General features: G+C 42.3%; 24 protein-coding genes. 4 read left to right on the top strand and 20 right to left on the bottom strand.

Annotation, left to right across the window (positions count from 1 at the left end):
* Positions 1-5: 5 nt before the first annotated feature.
* The 20 genes from WFH18_RS06010 to WFH18_RS05915 form a co-directional block, all read right to left on the bottom strand.
* Positions 6-173: a hypothetical protein gene (locus tag WFH18_RS06010; RefSeq protein WP_218209083.1), complete on the bottom strand. Its 168-nt coding sequence runs from the start codon at positions 171-173 to the stop codon at positions 6-8.
* Positions 174-255: 82 nt separating this feature from the next.
* Positions 256-1,593, bottom strand: coding sequence for a phage major capsid protein (locus WFH18_RS06005; protein ID WP_336754691.1), 1,338 nt, complete (start codon positions 1,591-1,593; stop codon positions 256-258).
* Positions 1,590-2,183 (bottom strand): HK97 family phage prohead protease, encoded by a 594-nt coding sequence (locus WFH18_RS06000; protein WP_336754690.1) that lies wholly within the window; start codon positions 2,181-2,183, stop codon positions 1,590-1,592. The genes WFH18_RS06005 and WFH18_RS06000 overlap by 4 nt, the downstream gene beginning before the upstream one ends.
* A 54-nt stretch (positions 2,184-2,237) precedes the next feature.
* Positions 2,238-3,740 carry a terminase large subunit gene (locus WFH18_RS05995; protein ID WP_336754689.1) on the bottom strand — a complete coding sequence of 501 codons (1,503 nt, stop codon included), beginning with the start codon at positions 3,738-3,740 and terminating at the stop codon, positions 2,238-2,240.
* A gap of 72 nt (positions 3,741-3,812) precedes the next feature.
* A complete protein-coding gene (locus WFH18_RS05990) occupies positions 3,813-4,277 on the bottom strand; it encodes a hypothetical protein (protein ID WP_005263193.1) in 465 nt (154 codons plus the stop codon).
* 110 nt (positions 4,278-4,387) lie between these two features.
* Positions 4,388-4,720: an HNH endonuclease signature motif containing protein gene (locus tag WFH18_RS05985; RefSeq protein ID WP_336754688.1), complete on the bottom strand. Its 333-nt coding sequence runs from the start codon at positions 4,718-4,720 to the stop codon at positions 4,388-4,390.
* A 5-nt stretch (positions 4,721-4,725) separates the two neighbouring features.
* Complete coding sequence (locus tag WFH18_RS05980; RefSeq protein WP_336754687.1) at positions 4,726-4,971, bottom strand: hypothetical protein; 246 nt, start codon at positions 4,969-4,971, stop codon at positions 4,726-4,728.
* 53 nt (positions 4,972-5,024) lie between these two features.
* Complete coding sequence (locus tag WFH18_RS05975) at positions 5,025-5,513, bottom strand: recombination protein NinB (protein ID WP_336754686.1); 489 nt, start codon at positions 5,511-5,513, stop codon at positions 5,025-5,027.
* A gap of 276 nt (positions 5,514-5,789) precedes the next feature.
* Positions 5,790-6,065, bottom strand: coding sequence for a DUF968 domain-containing protein (locus WFH18_RS05970; RefSeq protein WP_336754685.1), 276 nt, complete (start codon positions 6,063-6,065; stop codon positions 5,790-5,792).
* On the bottom strand, positions 6,040-6,228 hold the full coding sequence (locus WFH18_RS05965) for a hypothetical protein (protein WP_313397842.1): 189 nt from the start codon (positions 6,226-6,228) through the stop codon (positions 6,040-6,042). The genes WFH18_RS05970 and WFH18_RS05965 overlap by 26 nt, the downstream gene beginning before the upstream one ends.
* Before the next feature lie 585 nt (positions 6,229-6,813).
* On the bottom strand, positions 6,814-7,347 hold the full coding sequence (locus tag WFH18_RS05960; protein WP_336754684.1) for a hypothetical protein: 534 nt from the start codon (positions 7,345-7,347) through the stop codon (positions 6,814-6,816).
* Between the two features lie 12 nt (positions 7,348-7,359).
* On the bottom strand, positions 7,360-7,824 hold the full coding sequence (locus WFH18_RS05955) for a hypothetical protein (protein WP_336754683.1): 465 nt from the start codon (positions 7,822-7,824) through the stop codon (positions 7,360-7,362).
* Positions 7,825-7,905: 81 nt separating this feature from the next.
* Positions 7,906-8,847, bottom strand: coding sequence for a DUF1064 domain-containing protein (locus WFH18_RS05950; protein ID WP_336754682.1), 942 nt, complete (start codon positions 8,845-8,847; stop codon positions 7,906-7,908).
* A 189-nt stretch (positions 8,848-9,036) separates the two neighbouring features.
* Positions 9,037-9,261 (bottom strand): hypothetical protein, encoded by a 225-nt coding sequence (locus WFH18_RS05945; protein ID WP_336754681.1) that lies wholly within the window; start codon positions 9,259-9,261, stop codon positions 9,037-9,039.
* Positions 9,258-10,475, bottom strand: a complete 1,218-nt coding sequence (locus WFH18_RS05940) for a hypothetical protein (RefSeq protein WP_336754680.1) — start codon at positions 10,473-10,475, stop codon at positions 9,258-9,260. The genes WFH18_RS05945 and WFH18_RS05940 overlap by 4 nt, the downstream gene beginning before the upstream one ends.
* Positions 10,472-11,173: a hypothetical protein gene (locus WFH18_RS05935; RefSeq protein WP_336754679.1), complete on the bottom strand. Its 702-nt coding sequence runs from the start codon at positions 11,171-11,173 to the stop codon at positions 10,472-10,474. The genes WFH18_RS05940 and WFH18_RS05935 overlap by 4 nt, the downstream gene beginning before the upstream one ends.
* The gene (locus WFH18_RS05930; RefSeq protein WP_336754678.1) at positions 11,154-12,122 is read right to left on the bottom strand and encodes a hypothetical protein; all 969 of its coding nucleotides are present in this window, start codon (positions 12,120-12,122) and stop codon (positions 11,154-11,156) included. Before WFH18_RS05930 ends, WFH18_RS05935 begins: the two co-directional genes overlap by 20 nt.
* The gene (locus WFH18_RS05925) at positions 12,119-12,862 is read right to left on the bottom strand and encodes a phage antirepressor KilAC domain-containing protein (protein WP_121980176.1); all 744 of its coding nucleotides are present in this window, start codon (positions 12,860-12,862) and stop codon (positions 12,119-12,121) included. Before WFH18_RS05925 ends, WFH18_RS05930 begins: the two co-directional genes overlap by 4 nt.
* Before the next feature lie 49 nt (positions 12,863-12,911).
* Positions 12,912-13,403, bottom strand: coding sequence for a phage regulatory CII family protein (locus WFH18_RS05920; protein ID WP_278364532.1), 492 nt, complete (start codon positions 13,401-13,403; stop codon positions 12,912-12,914).
* Between the two features lie 57 nt (positions 13,404-13,460).
* Positions 13,461-13,649, bottom strand: a complete 189-nt coding sequence (locus tag WFH18_RS05915; RefSeq protein ID WP_160361934.1) for a hypothetical protein — start codon at positions 13,647-13,649, stop codon at positions 13,461-13,463.
* A gap of 108 nt (positions 13,650-13,757) precedes the next feature.
* On the opposite strand from WFH18_RS05915, the gene WFH18_RS05910 reads away from it, so the two are divergent.
* From WFH18_RS05910 to WFH18_RS05895, 4 genes are all read left to right on the top strand, one after another.
* Positions 13,758-14,411, top strand: a complete 654-nt coding sequence (locus tag WFH18_RS05910) for a LexA family protein (protein WP_279665350.1) — start codon at positions 13,758-13,760, stop codon at positions 14,409-14,411.
* Positions 14,412-15,214: 803 nt separating this feature from the next.
* The gene (locus tag WFH18_RS05905; RefSeq protein WP_336754677.1) at positions 15,215-15,562 is read left to right on the top strand and encodes a hypothetical protein; all 348 of its coding nucleotides are present in this window, start codon (positions 15,215-15,217) and stop codon (positions 15,560-15,562) included.
* On the top strand, positions 15,559-16,065 hold the full coding sequence (locus WFH18_RS05900) for a hypothetical protein (RefSeq protein ID WP_336754676.1): 507 nt from the start codon (positions 15,559-15,561) through the stop codon (positions 16,063-16,065). Before WFH18_RS05905 ends, WFH18_RS05900 begins: the two co-directional genes overlap by 4 nt.
* Position 16,066: 1 nt before the next feature.
* A complete protein-coding gene (locus WFH18_RS05895) occupies positions 16,067-17,086 on the top strand; it encodes a hypothetical protein (RefSeq protein ID WP_336754675.1) in 1,020 nt (339 codons plus the stop codon).
* Positions 17,087-17,096 lie beyond the last annotated feature (10 nt).

Raw genomic sequence — 17,096 nt, 5'->3', positions numbered from 1 at the left:
ACATCCTATTCTTTGGTTTTATCTTCTTTTTTTGCTTTTGGTGCTGCTTTTTTCGGTTCTGTATAAACCTCTGCAACACCAATTTTGAGCAATACATTTGCCTGAAAATCAGGAATCTCTTTAATATCCCCGACATTGGAATCGTGGGTCATCTTTAAATATTTAATCTTCATAGACTGTTCCTATAGCTAAACAATTGTGATGCTTAGATATAAAAACAGCCCCGATTAAGGAGCTGTTTTGACCTAAATTAAATCAGGCGTATTGGATATATCCTGCAGCCTGAGCGCGACGCTTTTTCCAACGGATAAAACGCTCACCACGAATGGCCATCAGGTTATTTTGGTAAAGGTTGATCCAGTTAGGTGCTGCATCCGTACCAAGGTTGATTGTGGCTTCAGAACTCACAGAGAAGTCCATACTTCCATCATCCGCAAGAAGGATTTCGCTTGGCAATACAAGCGCAATCTTATCTTCTGCTGCGGCAGAAATTTCCACAGGTAGTGTCATTAGGTAGCTTTGACCTTGAAGGTTCATTCCCTCAAAGTATTTACGGCCTAATGCATCACGCATCATGCTTAATTTAGCAGCACGTGTTTCAGACATAACCCAAGTCGCACCAGAAATAGAAATACCTTGATCGGTTAAAGATTGAAGCAAAGCAAATAAATCTGCTTCGTAAGCTTCAGCTGTTTCACCCGTGCTTGGCGTTGCAGCAACTCCATTTAAAACAGATGCTGGACTATCATCCGACTCCGCTTTGTCTGGATCAAAGAACTGATCATCAATAAATTCAGCTGTTGATTTAACCAAATCATCACGGACCAAGGTGTCTGCTTTAGGGTTTGAGAAGCGCACCAACTCATCAGAAAGCAGAACAATGCCTGCGATCTTTGACTTAGATAACGTCATGCTTCCAAATGTCGGATTGGTTACAGGCTTGGTCTTTGTTTCACCAACCCAATTCACAGCAGATGCACCAGTTTGCGATGGCATCTTGATGTTAAATGGCACCTGACGCATACGCGATGCAAGGCGATCCACTACTGTTTTACCACGAAGCAATTCAATAAATTCACCGGTTAGGTTCTGGTAATCCACCAAAGCAGAGGCAAAGTTAGGATCTGTGGTTGTGCCAATCACAGCTTTTTGCTGTAAAGCGCTTTGTACTTGTTCTGGTGCATTCCAAGCCTTAAGTACGTCAATTGCAGTTACCTGACCTTTGCTATGGGCAGCAACAGCAGACGCTTTTACCATCAAGGCGAAGCCAATACCTTTTTCGAGGTTGGATGCCACTTCGATTTTTGGCGTAGCAGGATTTGGATCGCCTTGTGCCGACTTCATAGCTTCTTCAGCAGATTGTCCAGCAACAGGAGTTGCGGTTGCAGCAGCTTTAGCAGTTGCGTCCAATGTCGCCTTTAGGTTATCAAAGGTTTTTTGCAGCTGTGCAATCTCAGCATCAATATCTGCAATTCGCTTATCTTCTTCTTCATTCGGGGTGTTACCCGCATCCAATGCCTTGGTGATAATGCCTTGCTTTTCAAGGTTTTTTGCATTGATTGCATCTAGTAACTGCTGTAGATGTTTGTTCATACTAATTTCACTCCACCCTTTGTTGGGCTATTAAGTTTTACGACAACGTGTTTTTGTTCAGATGAAGCGCCATCTGGAACGTCTTGAGGTTTTTTGCCCAACGCGGCTTTGTGTTCCTCAAATGCTTTTGAAAATTCTGTTTCTGATTCACGGTTACAAGGGATAGTCACCAATGAAAGCTCATACCATTCCCATGAGTTGAACTGGATACCACCACCTTTGATCATTTCCGCCTCATCCCAATTCGGGATAAAACCAACCGATAAGCCTTTGACCAAACCGTATTTCAATGACTGATAAGCCTTATCGACTTCGCGTTTCAGGTCGCCTTCTTCCTCAATTTCAGGAATATGAATCTCGACCTCAATTCCATTCGCGGTGACTTTTGCGCTTGTCACATGACCAATGGCTGATCGTGGGTCATGGTGAAATAGCAAAGGCATAGGCAGATCGAAATCTGCGCCTTTTGGCACCATCACATCCTTGGCGCGATCTTGATTTGGTGTGCTTGCGATTCCCTTGAAGGTTCGCTTTTGCTCATCAAGGCTCTTAATTTCGACAGAGCCAAAGGTTTTATGTAGAGCAGACATAAGGCTCTCCCAATAAAAAAGCCCGCGTAATGCGAGCTTTGGAAAGTGAATAAATTAAACGAAGTAGATGTTGTATGTTGCTTGTTTTGTTTCTTCAAAATTAGAAACACCACATGCCATCGCTAGAGCAACCATGGGGTCAATCCTATTTGTGGCTTTGGATTTATCCAACTTGCGACCACCAGCCGGGTCTTTGACTACTACAGCATTCGCGGCTGCCATGTTTAGCGCAGGGTTATTGTTGTGAACGATTCGAGCGTTTAAGAGTTGCGCCTCCAATGTATCTAAGGCGGGGGACATATCTTTAAATCCTTGACCAAATGCCACAAGCGGCAATTCCAACCCTAGCTTGTCACACTCTTTTTTAAATACATCAATCCGCCATCGGTCAAACGCGATTGCATGCAGAATTTTTACATCTGAAGCAATTTCACCAATGTGCTTTGCCGCATATTCGTAATCCACAGTAGCACCAGGAGTGGTAAATAAATACCCTTGTTTCACCCATAAATCATAAGGAACCCGGTCACGTTTGGCTCGATCAACCAAACCTATCTCTGGTGTCCAGACGGTAGGATATGTGTAGTATTTCTCACCCTTTCTACCTAAAAAAACACAAGCAGTTAAGTCGGTACGCGCCGATAAATCCAGCCCCGCCCAAACTTCATCACACTCATAAATTGGTGGCAGTTCACCAAGGCATGTATCCCATGTCTGTTTGGCAATAAATGGTGAAACAGTAGAAACGCGCTGATTTAAGTTTAGGTTTCGGAAAGTGTTTTCAGCGCTTGGCATTCGACTGGCCTTTTCTGCTAATTTTTGCATATCAGGTTCCGATCTAAACTTGCCCAGCGCTGGATTAGATAACTTCCAAGATTCCTTATGCAGAATGTCGCTTTCCATTGGCGTTGTATACAGGTGACATACTGTCTTTGGATCTTCACCTTTTAGCGCGTCATCAATCCAGATACTCAACAGGTCTGCATCGGTGGCGGCTTGTGTACTAATCACCATCAGTAGCGGTGCTTCATGTGCACCCTGTGCTGTCACCACAGCATCAACAAATTCGTCTTGCGGCCCTTTTACCTGTCCCGTCTCATCAAGAATTGCCAGAATAGGTGATAGGCCGTGTGTTGTTTTGCCTTCAGCAGATAACGCCCTAAACTCTACGTTTTTTGCCAAGCCAACTAATGTTTTTGTTGATGGGATGATATGTACCAGATCTTGCAATGCTTCATTCAAGTTAATCATCTTCACGGCTAACTTAAAAACAATCGCCGCCTGATCTCTGGAGAGTGCACCACTTACAATCTGACTGTTTTGCTGCGCCTCTGGCCCTATTAAATGCGCCAACAGGATGCCTGCAATCAATGCAGTTTTACCATTCTTACGCGCAATACTTAAAATCGCTGTATGTGTGCCATGCGGATTGTCATAAACATCTAGGATGAATTTCTTCTGAAAATCCTCAAGGACAATTGGCTGTCCAACGTGTGCACCTTCTGGTGCTTTGCAGTATCTCTCGATAAAAGCAATTACCCGCTCACCGCGTGTCATATCTCACCTATAAGACGATAGGCATTAAAAAACCGCCCTGATGGCGGTCTGATTTATGCGATTAATTGTGTTTTAGCTTGGTCGAGCCAGCAAATCATCCGCTTCTTTAGTTTTGTCAGCGGTCTTTCTACCTTTGGCTGCTGCGGAATTTTTCCCTCTTTGCTTGTCTGATTCGCCAACCGTTGCCACCGCATGCACTTGGATATGTTTTGACAGTGCGATTGATCTGCGGCTAAGTGTTTCCAGTAGCGAATGCTTAGGGTTTAGGACAACTGTTCCCCGATCATTGGTTAGCGTGTCGCCTTCTTCCAAAATCTCTTGCTGGATGCGCTCAATATCTGCCTGACATCTTGCCAAGTTTGCCGCATGTTGCAGGTCAACTGTATTCCAACTATCCTTTACGCGCGCGCGCACGAGAGCATACCAAAACGGCATGTCAATATCTCGAAGCCGGACGTGTTCTGGTGGTGCAATATCTTGATCATCTACTAATTGCGTTTTGACATGTGTGCTGTCCGACCGCTTTCTTCCTGCCATGTGTTCTAGCCCTTAAAATCCCAATAGAATTAAAAAGATGGTACAGGGGCGGTCTTTAACTGAAACGTTATTTTTCAAGCAGATACCCGCCCCATGTCTTTGATTCTATTCTATTTATTCCAATGATGATCAGGATTGAGTGGAAAGCCAGACTCATCACAACCAACAACAATGTTTCGCTTTTCTTGCCTCTGGATAGTCGAGTCATGATGTAATTTGCAAACCGATTGCCAGTTGCTCTTATCCCAAAACAAAGACTGATCACCTTTATGTGGAACAATGTGATTGACTACGGTTGCAACCACAATCTTATTTTGTTCTTCACACATAACGCACAAAGGATGTGACTTTAAATACGACTCTCTAGCCTTACGCCATCTTGAGTTATATCCGCGTTCACTTGATGTTCGCTTGTCGCTTCGCCATGATGGTGTACCACTCATACTACTCACCCATCCAAACACTGTGACTTCTTAGGCTCATCATCCTCACCACCTTCCAACTGAATCAATAGCTCATTGATCTGAGCATTCTGTTCATTGTTGATCTGGATGACTTGAGTATTCTGACTAAAGACTAAGTTAGTCTGCTCTATTAATTTGTTCTGGTTCTTTAATAACTGGTTGTTCTGCTCGAGTAGCTTTAGAAGTAAGTCGTTCGATACACAACCGCATTCTTTCTTTTGATCGCTCATATTGTTTCTCTATCCATTTACGTCGTGCTTCACAGCCTTGGCATGTCATTAACCTACTCCTGATAACACCACTTCAAATCATCCGGCACAGTTAAATGCACACCCAACTGAGTCACAGCAAAGTCATGCACGTAATTCAAATACTCGGTCATCTGCTTAACGCTTAATTTGGTTGTACTGCAAAGTCTAATGACCTGCTTACCAATGGTTTCATACTCATCTGGTTCAGACTGCTTCACCTTGGCTATGGCATGACACATCTCAGCAAAATCCTGATCATCACGACGGTAGATATAGATCAGGAATTTCTTCTTGAACTCGTAATGCAACTGATCCTTGTCTGTACCGTTCTTTCTTTCGATCTGGCCTAACCACATCCAGTACAAACGATTCTGCGCTGTCGATCTATCATCCTGCTTCTGATCAATCACCACCCTTAAAGGCTTACCCTCATTAATCGCCTGAGTGTAATTGGTATGCATATAGTTAATGGCTTTGGTGATGTCAGCATGACTCTGGATAGGAAACACGGCTTTTTGCACTTCCTACTCCTAATAAAAAAGCCCATCAAATTAATGATAGGCTTTGCAGAAAAACACTACATACCACATGTTATATCTGGCTGTCAGAATATATAGATTAAAATGCTTTCAAGTTTATTTCAAGCCACGGCTTACCTGTGTAAGAACGCTTAAGGTTTCCGCTTTTTGTAAAATAAAAAACACCATTTGGCGCAACAATGTAATATGTTGGGTACTCAGTGTCAGTACGATAGTGTGTGGCGCCTGCTGGTTTATTTTTTATGATATCCACATACATCAAAACACCTCTCTATCTTCCATCACCAACATCCGCTCAACTCTCACCAACCACTGATCAAACATTGCTTCACTCTCTGCCCGATTACCTAGCTGGAACGTATCGAACCGGAAATGGCAGGAATGGCATAGCGGTACTGTGAACTCATCACTGGCTTTAATCCCTCTACCCTTGCCATGCTTGGCACTATTTGAATGAGCAGCCTGGCTGTGTGGATTACCGCACCGAATACATGGCAGCTTTCTAACTTCAGCGAGTCTTTTTGGATTCCGCATCTAACTGTTCTTCTATGCCGTGAATCTGTTTGTTTACTTTGCGAAGTTCAGCACCGCACATTTCTTTAAATGCATAGCTTGAATACAGATGGTTGTAATTCATTAAGCGACTGCGATTCTTTTCCAGAACTTCTAAATTCCGTTTTGCTTCTATGATGTCCATGGTCACCACCAATAAGAAAAAAACCCCTCAACATCTAGAATGCGAGGGGCTTTGATTGCCGTAATACGTTCGGCAAAGTCACCGAAGTGACAAGGGTCTCAAACTTCTTTCAAGCAATCCCGACACACCTTGATTTCTTCATCATCAATCGTGTAATCGATTTCAGTCGCACCATGCAGGCCGAATAAGCAGAATATGAATTGGAGCATTTGATTCTCCTTTCTAATTGTTTTCGAGAGACAAACTGTTTTGCTTCTCGTTTTTTAGAATCTGGTGCCCCGATCTTGCTTACACCAACATTTCCCAGGGCAATAAAAAACCAGCTATCCGGTATTTCCGGACAACTGGCTTAGTAGTGTGCTTTTAATGGCTCATAATTGATTGTGTTAATGGGTCGCCAATCCAAAGTAGTACTCACCTTTTGAATCTATGGGGTGGCGGCATTAATTTAAAAACCACTAGAAATTAATAAAACCGCCATAATGCAAAAAGCCCACCTTTCGATGAGCTTCTTAACACTTGGTCACTTTTGTATAGAACGACCAGTCTATAAAAATACTATCTTATATGGGGCTTATTTGTCAATTAAGCTTTTCTTAAATTTTTCCGATAAATATCAGCATAAAAATCTATCTCATCGCGCATATCTGAAAGCATAATTTCCACCATGTTTTCCAGATAAGCATAGTGCTCTCGGTAGGTACGCATCTTCATTTCCGTGATGCCAAAAAAACGCAATTTGTCTTCAGCTTTAAAATTCCCCATATCTCGAAGACTTAAGAATAACGCCATCTTTGCCACCTTAAATGCAAAGGACTTAAGATCAAATCGAATGCGCTGCACATCCTTTGCTAAAGCCTCATAGAGACTGGCAGCCAAATGATGATGCAAAACATTGTAAGCCATCGTGTTATCTCGATAGTCACCCCATACCAAGATTTCACAATATGCCTTTGTTGCCTGATCATCGATTGAAGCAATAGCACCACAACGATCTTCCCATGTAATTGGTTCCAAGCTGCCACCCCCTAGACTCGGCTCATAATTAGCAGTCTTTGCCCGTAACTGCTGCCCCAACCATTCAATGTTTGTCATTTTTTCAGCTACCATCGCATTCATCCCTATTCCCTCTTAAATCTTTTCGAAATCGAAGCCATCGCGGCTGGTGTAAATTTTTGCTATATGTCGCAGTGCTTCTTCTTCGGTATCAAACATCATTGAAAATGTTTTGAATTGGATCTTTTTCCCATTTGATAAAACCCTGTGCTTGAAAGTGTAATTATCGAAGTCTTGTCCAGTGCCCTCTCGAAATCCCATCAAGAAGTGACTTAGCTTTTCTCCTACCCACCAAATTTGATTTTCAGGAATAAATCGCAACCGATCCCGAACAAGCTCACGGCAAAATGGATGACGGACATGCTGATGATCTGCTTCAATTATCCAGTGTCGATCTGGTAGGCGCTGAAGGTATTCAATTAAATCCTTAATCAATTCCACATGAAGTTTTTCCTTAACTTCAACAATTGGCGTCCAATATGCTGTTGGTACATCAACCCAATTAAAATCAGGCACATCTATTTCTAATTTAAGTTTCATCGCTCACCCCTCAAACCCTTAACTTTTCAACTTGAATAATCAGCTTCCCGCCTTTTTCTGATGGCAGCCGCTTTAAGTCAGTCATGCCCAACCATCCACTAAATAGGCAGCCTTTCTAGCTAGAGATTTGTATGCTTTCGCATCAATAACTATCAATTTCACCCCCGGGTGATAAATGGCCATCCTTTTGATTTTGGTTTTACTTCTATCATCCATCCACCCCTTTACCTCGTGGTACACAATAGACCCATCACTCTCTGTAACTCGAAAATCTGGCAAGTATGAGCAGGTGCCTCTTTTCACTCCTTCAAACCAAAAGGTCTCAGGCTCATGCTCCCACTTTAAGATCTGACCTTTTTGCTTTAACCACTCTAAGTAATGGGCATAATTTAATTCCCACTGGCTTCTATAGAAATTTCGAACCCCACCAACCTCAGCCCATTGCTGCTTCCATGATGCCTTGCGTCTTGCTGGATACAATGTGCCGTTCTTCTCTTTGGTTTGCGCTTGCTTCAAGTTTTTGGCCGCCCAATCATCTTCCGTTAACTTGGAAAGACCTTTGGATGTATTTTCAGAGATTAGCTCTCGCACCTCTTGGGTGTGCTTCTTGCCCAAAAAACCTTTTGGGTGCCCATGCTGCTTAATAGCCTCTTTAGCCGATGTTGAATTTCTGGCTTTCTGCCTAGTAGACGCAATTCTCGACTTATCTGTTAGTCCAAGCTCCCTTGCTCTTCTACTAACATTGGTTTTTTGCCCTCTCCCTAATTCGTTTGTTAAATAATCAAGATCAAAGCTTGATGCAGGCGTATTCATATAGTAAGCAATAATCTTTTGATCATCTTGCTTGGTAAATTTCTCGCCTTTCAACCTATAGCCAAATGCCTTTAGATGCCTATGAACGACACTATGCGATGTTCCATGTGCATCCGCAGTTTTATGAACGCTCTTTAGCTCCAGATAGGTTTTCCAATAATCACCAGCTTTCTTTTTAGCTTCTGGATTTTCTGTAAGTTTTGCGACCATTTATACACCTACCTTATTCTTCTTCCCCGACTTGGTTGTTACGCCAAATCGAGGACCAATACCGGCTTTTCGTGCCTGTGCTGCGGTGATACGGAGATTAGTCATTGGCACCCCACTATCGCCTGATTGATTGAGTCACCAAATTTCAGCGAGATAAATACAACTATCAAAAACAGGAAAAAACCTAAATCATTCATGCTCAATCACCTTGGTTAGTGGCGAGATATGATTAGCAATGTCGTTGCAATGGTCAGTTTCCTCATCCGACCACTGCTTTACATTCACATCAAAAGGCTCTGTTTTTTGTTCTGAGCAGTAAGTGCAGATAAGTTGACGTTTGGTGTCCTCAATTTTGGAAATATTTTCCCAGTCATGGTCACATTCCTTTAATTCTGTTTTCTCGATTAAGTTCATGCTGCTGCTCCTTGCAATTGCGCCTTAAACTCTTTGATTTTTTCCCACTGCTGATCTGGAATTGCTGCATTCCCTAATCCATAATTTGAAACCGTAGTGATGGACACACCTAAGAATCTAGCCAACGCTGAAACCCGTCCGTTCTTCTCATCGCTTCTTAAAAATTCCCGAAGCTCGATTGTTCTTGGATTGCTCTCAAGTTCAGCGCGGGTTTTTATTCGGGTTTTCTGCATAGCTTCGGCTGAACATGCTTTGCACTTAAACGAGTTCACATCATGAATGCGGAACGATGTTTCTCCATGATGCTTACACACCCCGATAAACGATTTAAGATTTTGAGCTTGCGCCTCGATCATCCGCTTTCTGTTTTCCGATACCTCGCGTGGTTTTTTTGCAGTTAATTCACGCTTTCTCTTTTGCGAAGCCTTGCCACACGACACACATGCAGATACATCATGAGTCGCATAGATACGGAAAATCGTCTCTTTATTTTCTTTATGGCAAAACCCGATAAATTTACGATGGCCTTTTGCCAGAGCTGCATTTTTGGCCTCATGGTTTCTGATCCATATCTGGCGCTTTGGTGAAATTTCCCTTGCCACCACCTTGCTGCGGTTTACATGTGTGCCGTATTCAAAAGTCGGCAGGATTTCTTCAAGCAGTGCCAGGCGCTTTGCATTCAACGCCACACCACCAGCAGCCAGTTTGCTCATGATGTCCTTCTTAAATCCAAGCATTCTAGACATAGCCTGAATATCACCAAGCTGCGCCTTGCTTCTAAACTCAGCCAATAGCAACATTTGACGATTAATTCTTGCAGCACGATCTACTTGAACCTGAGTCTGACCCAGTGCTTTAAGTTCCGCCTTGATCGCTGCTTGTTCTTTTTTGGCTGCATCGCGTTCAAGCTTGGCAATCGCACGTTCGATCTTTCTAGCTTCCATCTCCTTTTGACGCTTGATTCGATCCGCTTCTTTCTGGCGCTTGATTACTGCTTTGGATTGACGCGCCTCCTGATTAATTCGTTCAAGCTTGGCATTGCGCTCAGCTTCAGGTTTTACAATCTGCTTTCGATCTAATGGAATGTTTCCATCCTTGAAATTGGTAAAGCCTAACGGCAGCTCAGTCACTTTGTTTTTTTCCAGCCACTCACTAATATCCCAATCACTACGGTCTTTAATTTGAGTCGACACTTTTTCTGTTTCAAAAATCACACCCCACCCCCTGCGCTTTTACCAACACGCTTAATTTTCTGCTTGGCTTCTTCCAGATACTTCTTAAGCTCATCACCTTGAAGTGGCTGACTAGACGCTGGCGCAGGCCCATGACCCCAATCACCAAGATCAACCACCATCTTTTTCTCAATAGCGACTGGTTTAACCCAGACTGCTTGCTGTTGCCCCTGTTCGGCATACTCCTTAACTACGTCCACATAGTTATCTTTAAATGCCTCATACGCTAAATAAGAGGCTCTATCAGCGTTCTTTGCCCACTGGATCTCAGCAAACATTTCATAACAGCGGTCATACGCTTCTTTTTCGGCATTTGTGATTGGATGCGTGTTATCACCCAGCCATTTCACGATATTGCCCAGCGCTGCATGTTTCCCTTTGAATGAATCCACAAAGCGCTGCTGCTCAGTACCAAAACCTGTAATCCCAAGACACCATTTGCGGAACATTGCTGGATCTGGACAAAAGCCGTTATCACGAACCATGCGAAGGCCTGTTGTAACCTGCTCTCGTGAAAGATCTTCAACACAAATTTTCATTGCATGATTGATTGCTTCAATCGGCATACCTTCAAATGTTTTTTCAAAGGAACGTGGCGCAATTGCTTTGAAAGTTGCAACCAGTTGACCTGTCTTGATTGGCTGAACCGCAGTTTGTTGATTAGTAACCATAGCTGTCATTGCCCTGCTCCTCTTTTGCGATCAACTGTTGGATTTCATCCCAGCGAGATGGTTTTGGGTTTGGTTGTCCAGGTGTGAATTGCTGCTTTGGTGCAAACAAACCTTGATAGTTGCCAGTGATTGAAGTTTTTAAAGACTCATTGCTGCCATCAAACCCCCATTTCTGGAAATCTTTGTAAATCGCATTTAGGGCATTTTTGGTCAGTTTGGTTTTTGCTGTTTGAGATCGACTAGAAACGTATTGTTCCCAGAGAGAGAAATCACAGAGAAGTGAAAATCTTTCTGAAGTTAATTTGATTACTTCGTCATAAGATAATTTACGAGCCTTGTCTTTGCGCTCAGCTTCGGCTTTTGCTTTTTCCTGTTTTACAAAGAAAGGAAAATTATAAAAGTTAGCTTCCAAAGGTTTTTTAGAGCGAAGCGACTTGTTTAATAGTTCTATAGATAGAGTTCTATAAGTTAGTTCTATTGTGTCTTTACTAGGTAAAGTGCTTATCGCTTTACTAGGTAAAGTACTGCCCTTTACTAAGGGAAGCGCTTTACTAGGTAAAGTGGTACTTTTCTTAGTGAAGTGCTCGACCAATGAAACCTCATTAATCTGGTACTCATTCCCCCTGCGGCTGTTCTCACTAACAATGGAGATCACACCTAACTTGAGAAGCTCTTTAAGACCATTACTAACAGTCTTGGTGCTTAATTTTTTAGAGCCTTCGAGTTTTCCACCTTGTAACTGTGAATAGCTCACATGGTCGGTTATCTTGTCCTTAAAGCCGTTAATACGATCCTCAAGTTCTGCATAGACATTTTTCGCTGCATCACTTAAAAAAGGCCGCACCTCATATCGGTATAACCGACTGGACATGACATAGCCTTTTTCAAACTTGTCAGCCATTTTTTTACCTTTGGAGAATTGGACAATATTGTCCTCATGTTTTTTTAGGGCTGTCATGCGGCTACTCCTTGCTCTAACCACTTCGCAATGCGAGTAATTAATTTTTGAGTAAGTTTTACCTGTGTGAATACCTTTTCACCTGACTCAAATAAGCGAGGTGCAGAGGTCACAACATGAATAAGCTTTTGATCAACAGATTTTTGATAAGCCTGAATTTTTCCGTGCTGGTCGCGATATACAACCTTGTGGTCAATTAGGTATTGGACTAACTGGTTTTGACCAACCTTGAGAACCTTTGCAGATTCGCGGATGCCAAGTACATTGGTGCAGTCAGCAATGCGGTCTAGACCTTTGGCTTTTGGTTCCAGTACTGCTACTTTTTGAGTAAGCTCAATATTAAGTTTGGCTTGAACTTCGATTGCTTGAAGTAGGTGTGCTGGATTGGTGATGTCGAAGCTATTTTTAGCCTTAAGTGCTTCTTCCATTGCAGTCATGCGGTCAAAAACTTGAGCTTGTAGCTCATAGCTATATGACATAGCCATTAAGCAAGCTTCGCGTTTTGGGAGTTTAAAACACGGGTATGTTTGACCGTTTTGATGGTGAATATAGGTATCCGAAAAATTTCGTAGACCCTTATCACCTAAAACCTTTGGAACTTTCGCCATAAAATCAGCATGACGAAGTTGCACTGGGTTGCTTTCGTTTTTAGCGCGGTATTCGTTAATAAAGTCAACAATCTCAAGTGATGACATTGTTACTTCGTTTGTGTTAAAATTTCCTTGTGTTAACATGTTCATAGTTTAAGTCTCCGATGATTTGAACACCGAAAAAGCCTGAGTTCTAACCTCAGGCTTTTTCTCGTTGTAGAGCTGATAAATACTTTGCACACTCACCTTTCATGGCTTTACGCAAAGACTGAATTTTGTGTTCAATTTCTTCCAGGATGCGATCTGTCTCATCCATTTCAGCAGGTGTCACCACACCATCTTCCAGAGCAGATAAAACCTGCTTGTTTGCTGCACCATTTCCCACATTCATACCAAGCAGTGATTCAAGAACACCTAGTTCATGATCCTTGCCTTGAGCTTGATCTACTGGAACCAATACAAAACCTAATTTGTGCGCCCATACTTTTAATGGTGCTGGGTTTTGCGTATAAGTCAGCATTGCTTCAAATGCCTTTAGGCTCGGTAAATGGTTTTCCATGTTTGGATTGGCATAGTTCAAAATCGTGTTATGAGACACACCAACAAGATCAGCTATCTCTTTTGGAGTAATGCCGTTCGACTGGTGCACCATCTTGTGCAATGCGGTTTTGGTCTCTTTCGATATATCCATGTGAACACCTTGTTTACTTTCACGTTTATTAAAAAAGCTAAGTTGCTGATAATTGGTTTAAGCGGTTAAGGCTTCCAAATTTGCCTTTAGCTTGCCCTGGGTGAGAACTTCAAAAGTTGCTTGCGTACGAGGTGGGATTCCATTTTTTTCCCACTTCCATAAAGTGACTTCTGAAAAGCCTGTTTTTTGGGATAATTCGCGTTTGGTCTTGCAGCCGTAATGGCTCATAAGATCACTGGGTTTCATTGCCTTCTCTACTTAACTGTAGTTAATAAACTAAAGTTATCACACCTTAACCACAGTTTCAACTTAATGTATTAACATTAGTTAAGATTATTTAGAATGGATTTGATCATGTCCTTCCACTTGCGCCTCCAAGAAAAATTAAAAGAAAAAGGCTATAAGCCTGCGGATTTAGCTAGAGCTGCTGAAGTTTCAGGTGTGGCTGCTGGAAAGTGGATTCACGGAGATAGTCAACCAAAAGCCGGAAAGCTAAAGCTTATAGCGAGGTTTCTCGATGTTAGTGATGATTGGCTTTTGACAGGCAGAGAAGCATCTCCACGGCTGGATAACAATGTGGATCTTTCTCAGAGAATACCTTTTGAAGGTCGTCCGGTTCCGGTCATCTCGTGGGTGGCTGCTGGCGCGTTTGATCCAATTCAGACTGTTTTAAAGGATGCGGAAATCGACGAATACCTGCCGCCAATCAAGGAATGTGGAAAAAATGGCTACGGCCTAGTAGTGACTGGCATTTCAATGTCTCCAAAGTTTGAGCCTGAAGATCGCATTTATGTAAATCCAGACTTTCAGGTTAGTGACCTAAAGACTGGGGATTTAGTTATTGTTTCCTGCACTGGAGATAACGAGGCCACCTTTAAACAGCTTATTATTGAAGGCACAACCAAGTACCTGAAACCATTAAATCCAAAGTGGGATGAGCAAATTATCAAGCTGACGGAAGATTGTCGATTGGTTGGTAAAGTTGTTGGTTTGTATAGAAAAATTTAAGAAATAAAAAAGCCGCTATATGCGGCTTAGGTGTTTTATGGAAAGAATAATTAGAGCAATAAAATCTTGGTGGAATGGGAAGGATATTTATCAAAAGCCCAGTAGGAGTGATTCTGCATTCTTCCTTATGCCGCTTAATGAGAAGCACTGGACATCTAAATTGACGCATAAAGCATTAGGCTACATTCGAAAAAACCAAGCGTGGATAATTCCAACCGTCGTAACCTCTTTGGTCGCAATTATTCTAGCTAGGCCGTGGACTTGGTAATTACTTAAACCATGGCCACCATGGATAACCATAAACAGCTTTTAATTTAGGCTTATCTTTGTATTGGGTTCGAATTTCCTTTATTAACTCTTTTCGCTGATCGATATGTTTTTGCAGTCGAACCCTGCCCTTCTTTATTGTTATCTTCTTACTGGGTTTTAGGAAATGAAGTATGGCAAGACTTGAGCATAGAAACTGGACACAGATCAGGATGATTTCCCAGTAATCTATTTTTGGTTGACTTATTAGTATCTCTAAGGATGTTAAGTACAAGAATATTAGTAAAGTAGAAATTGCAATTTTCATAATTATTACCTTGCAAAAGCTCAATATGCCCATCCCTGTGATGGGTTTTATTTTGTCTATTAAAACATGGTTAATAAAAAAAGTTAACTTTTCTTTAACTAAGGTTAATTTTATTGTTGACTATTTTATTAACTACAGTTAATCTTTTCATCACAAACAAAGAAAAGCCCCAGCGTTGCAACGAACAACCTGGAGCGTGACCCACAACCAACCTGTGAGTGAGATAAGTATGACAACTAAATCCAATATTCTCAAGTCTGCATTCATTGCAGCATCAATCAGCGCGGGGATAGCAGTAGCTTACGCTTTCCAGCCTGCCAAAGTGGCTGATGATAATCCTCAAGTGGTTATCACCGCTCAAAAATATGAAGTGCTTAAACGTGCTTGCCATGAAACCTGTTTTGCTACCGTCAAGGCTGACGATTACAGCATCTATGTTGAATATGCCCTAGACGATGCATCAGTCGAGTTTCTGGACATTCTAAACGTGGTGCATTTTGACAAGACTGTTAATGCTTATGTTGATCGTTATGAGATTGAAAAGATTAATGCTGCGATTGCTGGGGGTGCTAAATGAACTCAATAGCTCAATTCTGTGGATGTGGTGCGGCAATGCGACCTATTCATCACATCGGAAACCAATCTTTATTCCTGTGCCGCGATGGTCATAGCACTAAAGTAATTGACTGCAAGGTGAATGAAGATTTCACCCGTTATTTGTACTTTTCAGACCTGCCGAGCTTTCAAGTGGATCTGGATCTTTCGATTGAAGATAACGTACTGACGTTTGGTTTATATCGCCAGATTGGTGAAAACCTGTGGGCAACGGCTGATTGTTCAATGCCTGTATTACCTCACACGATGACGCAAATGCGCAGCTCGAATGGTGATATGCGATATGCCGAGCCAGTGGATATTGATTCTTGGCTTGTGGTGAAAGATACGCCTGTGACCTTACTTGATGTTTGGAATTTTGAAGCTGAGGAAGGTCAGACATTTACGCTGAGTGATGAGCAGATTAAGGCTGTGCAGCGTTATGCAAATGAGCGCGCGGAACAACTATTTGAAGAGGTGGTTTGAGATGGAAAAATTCGAATTAGAAATTGCAGACCAAAATGTTGTTGTTGCTGCATTCCGCAAGCCAGGTGGCACCACTGAATTATTCGAGCGCATTGCCCAAGAAGCGCGTTCTCATGTTCCAGACGTAACCACTAAAAAAGGCCGCGATCAGATTGGTTCACTGGCAATGAAGGTGAGTAAATCTAAAACCTTTATTGAGAAGTGTGGCAAGGAATTGGTTGCTGAGCAAAAGGCCCAAATCAAGCTTATTGATGATGACCGCATTGCTACTGTTAAAAAGTTTGATGAACTTCGCAATGAAATTTTGGCCCCGCGTGATGCATGGGAGCAAGCTGAAAAAGACCGTGTGGCTAAGCATGAGCAATTTATTGATGTAATTCGAATGACTGCAGCTATTTGCCAAAACCCAGAAAACCCATGGGCATCAATCAATATTAAAGATTCGATAAGCGATCTTGAAAACTTAGTGATCGACTCATCCTTGGAAGAATATGAAGAGCAAGCCAAGCTTGCCAAATTTGAAACACTGGAAGTGCTACGCAGGGCATTGGTAGAGCGCGAAAAATATGAAGCTGAACAGGCTGAGTTAGAACGCTTACGTCAAGCTGAAATACTTCGCCAGCAACAAGAGCGTGAAGCTCAAATTGCCCGTGAAGCTGCTGATAAAGCCACCCGCGAAGCAGAAGAAAAAGCACGTTTTGAAGCTGAACGTGTCCAGCGTGAAAAGCTTGAAGCAGAACATCGTGAAGCTCGATTAAAAGCTGAAAAAGAAGCTGCTGAATTGCGTGCTGTACAAGCTGCTGAAAATGAGCGTAAGCGTATTGAAGCTGAACAGGCTGCCAAAGCTGAGGCTGAGCGTAAAGCTGCTGAAGAACGTGAAGCTGACCAAGCTCATAAAAAGCTAATTTGCAGTGAAGCGCTTAAAGGCCTGACTGATCTTGGTGTGAGTGTTGATCAGGGCAAAGCCATTCTGAATGCAATCAATAAAGGCTTAGTGCCTCACGTTTCGATCAAATTTTAAGGAATAAGAA

Origin of the sequence: Acinetobacter sp. USHLN143, from assembly GCF_037145695.1 — a bacterium.
GTDB classification, from domain to species: Bacteria; Pseudomonadota; Gammaproteobacteria; order Pseudomonadales; family Moraxellaceae; genus Acinetobacter; species Acinetobacter fasciculus.
The sequence above is the reverse complement of the archived record's forward strand: the minus strand, read 5'-3'. Positions and strand labels throughout refer to the sequence as shown.

Excerpts from the sequence above, each read along its gene's own strand:
- WFH18_RS05925 (WP_121980176.1), bottom strand. The coding sequence starts at position 12,862 with ATGAACATGTTAACACAAGGAAATTTTAACACAAACGAAGTAACAATG.
- WFH18_RS05895 (WP_336754675.1), top strand. The coding sequence starts at position 16,067 with ATGGAAAAATTCGAATTAGAAATTGCAGACCAAAATGTTGTTGTTGCT.
- WFH18_RS05990 (WP_005263193.1), bottom strand. The coding sequence starts at position 4,277 with ATGGCAGGAAGAAAGCGGTCGGACAGCACACATGTCAAAACGCAATTA.
- WFH18_RS06005 (WP_336754691.1), bottom strand. The coding sequence starts at position 1,593 with ATGAACAAACATCTACAGCAGTTACTAGATGCAATCAATGCAAAAAAC.
- WFH18_RS05995 (WP_336754689.1), bottom strand. The coding sequence starts at position 3,740 with ATGACACGCGGTGAGCGGGTAATTGCTTTTATCGAGAGATACTGCAAA.
- WFH18_RS05955 (WP_336754683.1), bottom strand. The coding sequence starts at position 7,824 with ATGAAACTTAAATTAGAAATAGATGTGCCTGATTTTAATTGGGTTGAT.
- WFH18_RS05935 (WP_336754679.1), bottom strand. The coding sequence starts at position 11,173 with ATGACAGCTATGGTTACTAATCAACAAACTGCGGTTCAGCCAATCAAG.
- WFH18_RS05960 (WP_336754684.1), bottom strand. The coding sequence starts at position 7,347 with ATGAATGCGATGGTAGCTGAAAAAATGACAAACATTGAATGGTTGGGG.
- WFH18_RS05930 (WP_336754678.1), bottom strand. The coding sequence starts at position 12,122 with ATGACAGCCCTAAAAAAACATGAGGACAATATTGTCCAATTCTCCAAA.
- WFH18_RS06000 (WP_336754690.1), bottom strand. The coding sequence starts at position 2,183 with ATGTCTGCTCTACATAAAACCTTTGGCTCTGTCGAAATTAAGAGCCTT.
- WFH18_RS05910 (WP_279665350.1), top strand. The coding sequence starts at position 13,758 with ATGTCCTTCCACTTGCGCCTCCAAGAAAAATTAAAAGAAAAAGGCTAT.
- WFH18_RS05915 (WP_160361934.1), bottom strand. The coding sequence starts at position 13,649 with ATGAAACCCAGTGATCTTATGAGCCATTACGGCTGCAAGACCAAACGC.
- WFH18_RS05900 (WP_336754676.1), top strand. The coding sequence starts at position 15,559 with ATGAACTCAATAGCTCAATTCTGTGGATGTGGTGCGGCAATGCGACCT.
- WFH18_RS05945 (WP_336754681.1), bottom strand. The coding sequence starts at position 9,261 with ATGAACTTAATCGAGAAAACAGAATTAAAGGAATGTGACCATGACTGG.
- WFH18_RS06010 (WP_218209083.1), bottom strand. The coding sequence starts at position 173 with ATGAAGATTAAATATTTAAAGATGACCCACGATTCCAATGTCGGGGAT.
- WFH18_RS05980 (WP_336754687.1), bottom strand. The coding sequence starts at position 4,971 with ATGAGCGATCAAAAGAAAGAATGCGGTTGTGTATCGAACGACTTACTT.
- WFH18_RS05985 (WP_336754688.1), bottom strand. The coding sequence starts at position 4,720 with ATGAGTGGTACACCATCATGGCGAAGCGACAAGCGAACATCAAGTGAA.
- WFH18_RS05970 (WP_336754685.1), bottom strand. The coding sequence starts at position 6,065 with ATGCGGAATCCAAAAAGACTCGCTGAAGTTAGAAAGCTGCCATGTATT.
- WFH18_RS05920 (WP_278364532.1), bottom strand. The coding sequence starts at position 13,403 with ATGGATATATCGAAAGAGACCAAAACCGCATTGCACAAGATGGTGCAC.
- WFH18_RS05950 (WP_336754682.1), bottom strand. The coding sequence starts at position 8,847 with ATGGTCGCAAAACTTACAGAAAATCCAGAAGCTAAAAAGAAAGCTGGT.
- WFH18_RS05965 (WP_313397842.1), bottom strand. The coding sequence starts at position 6,228 with ATGGACATCATAGAAGCAAAACGGAATTTAGAAGTTCTGGAAAAGAAT.
- WFH18_RS05905 (WP_336754677.1), top strand. The coding sequence starts at position 15,215 with ATGACAACTAAATCCAATATTCTCAAGTCTGCATTCATTGCAGCATCA.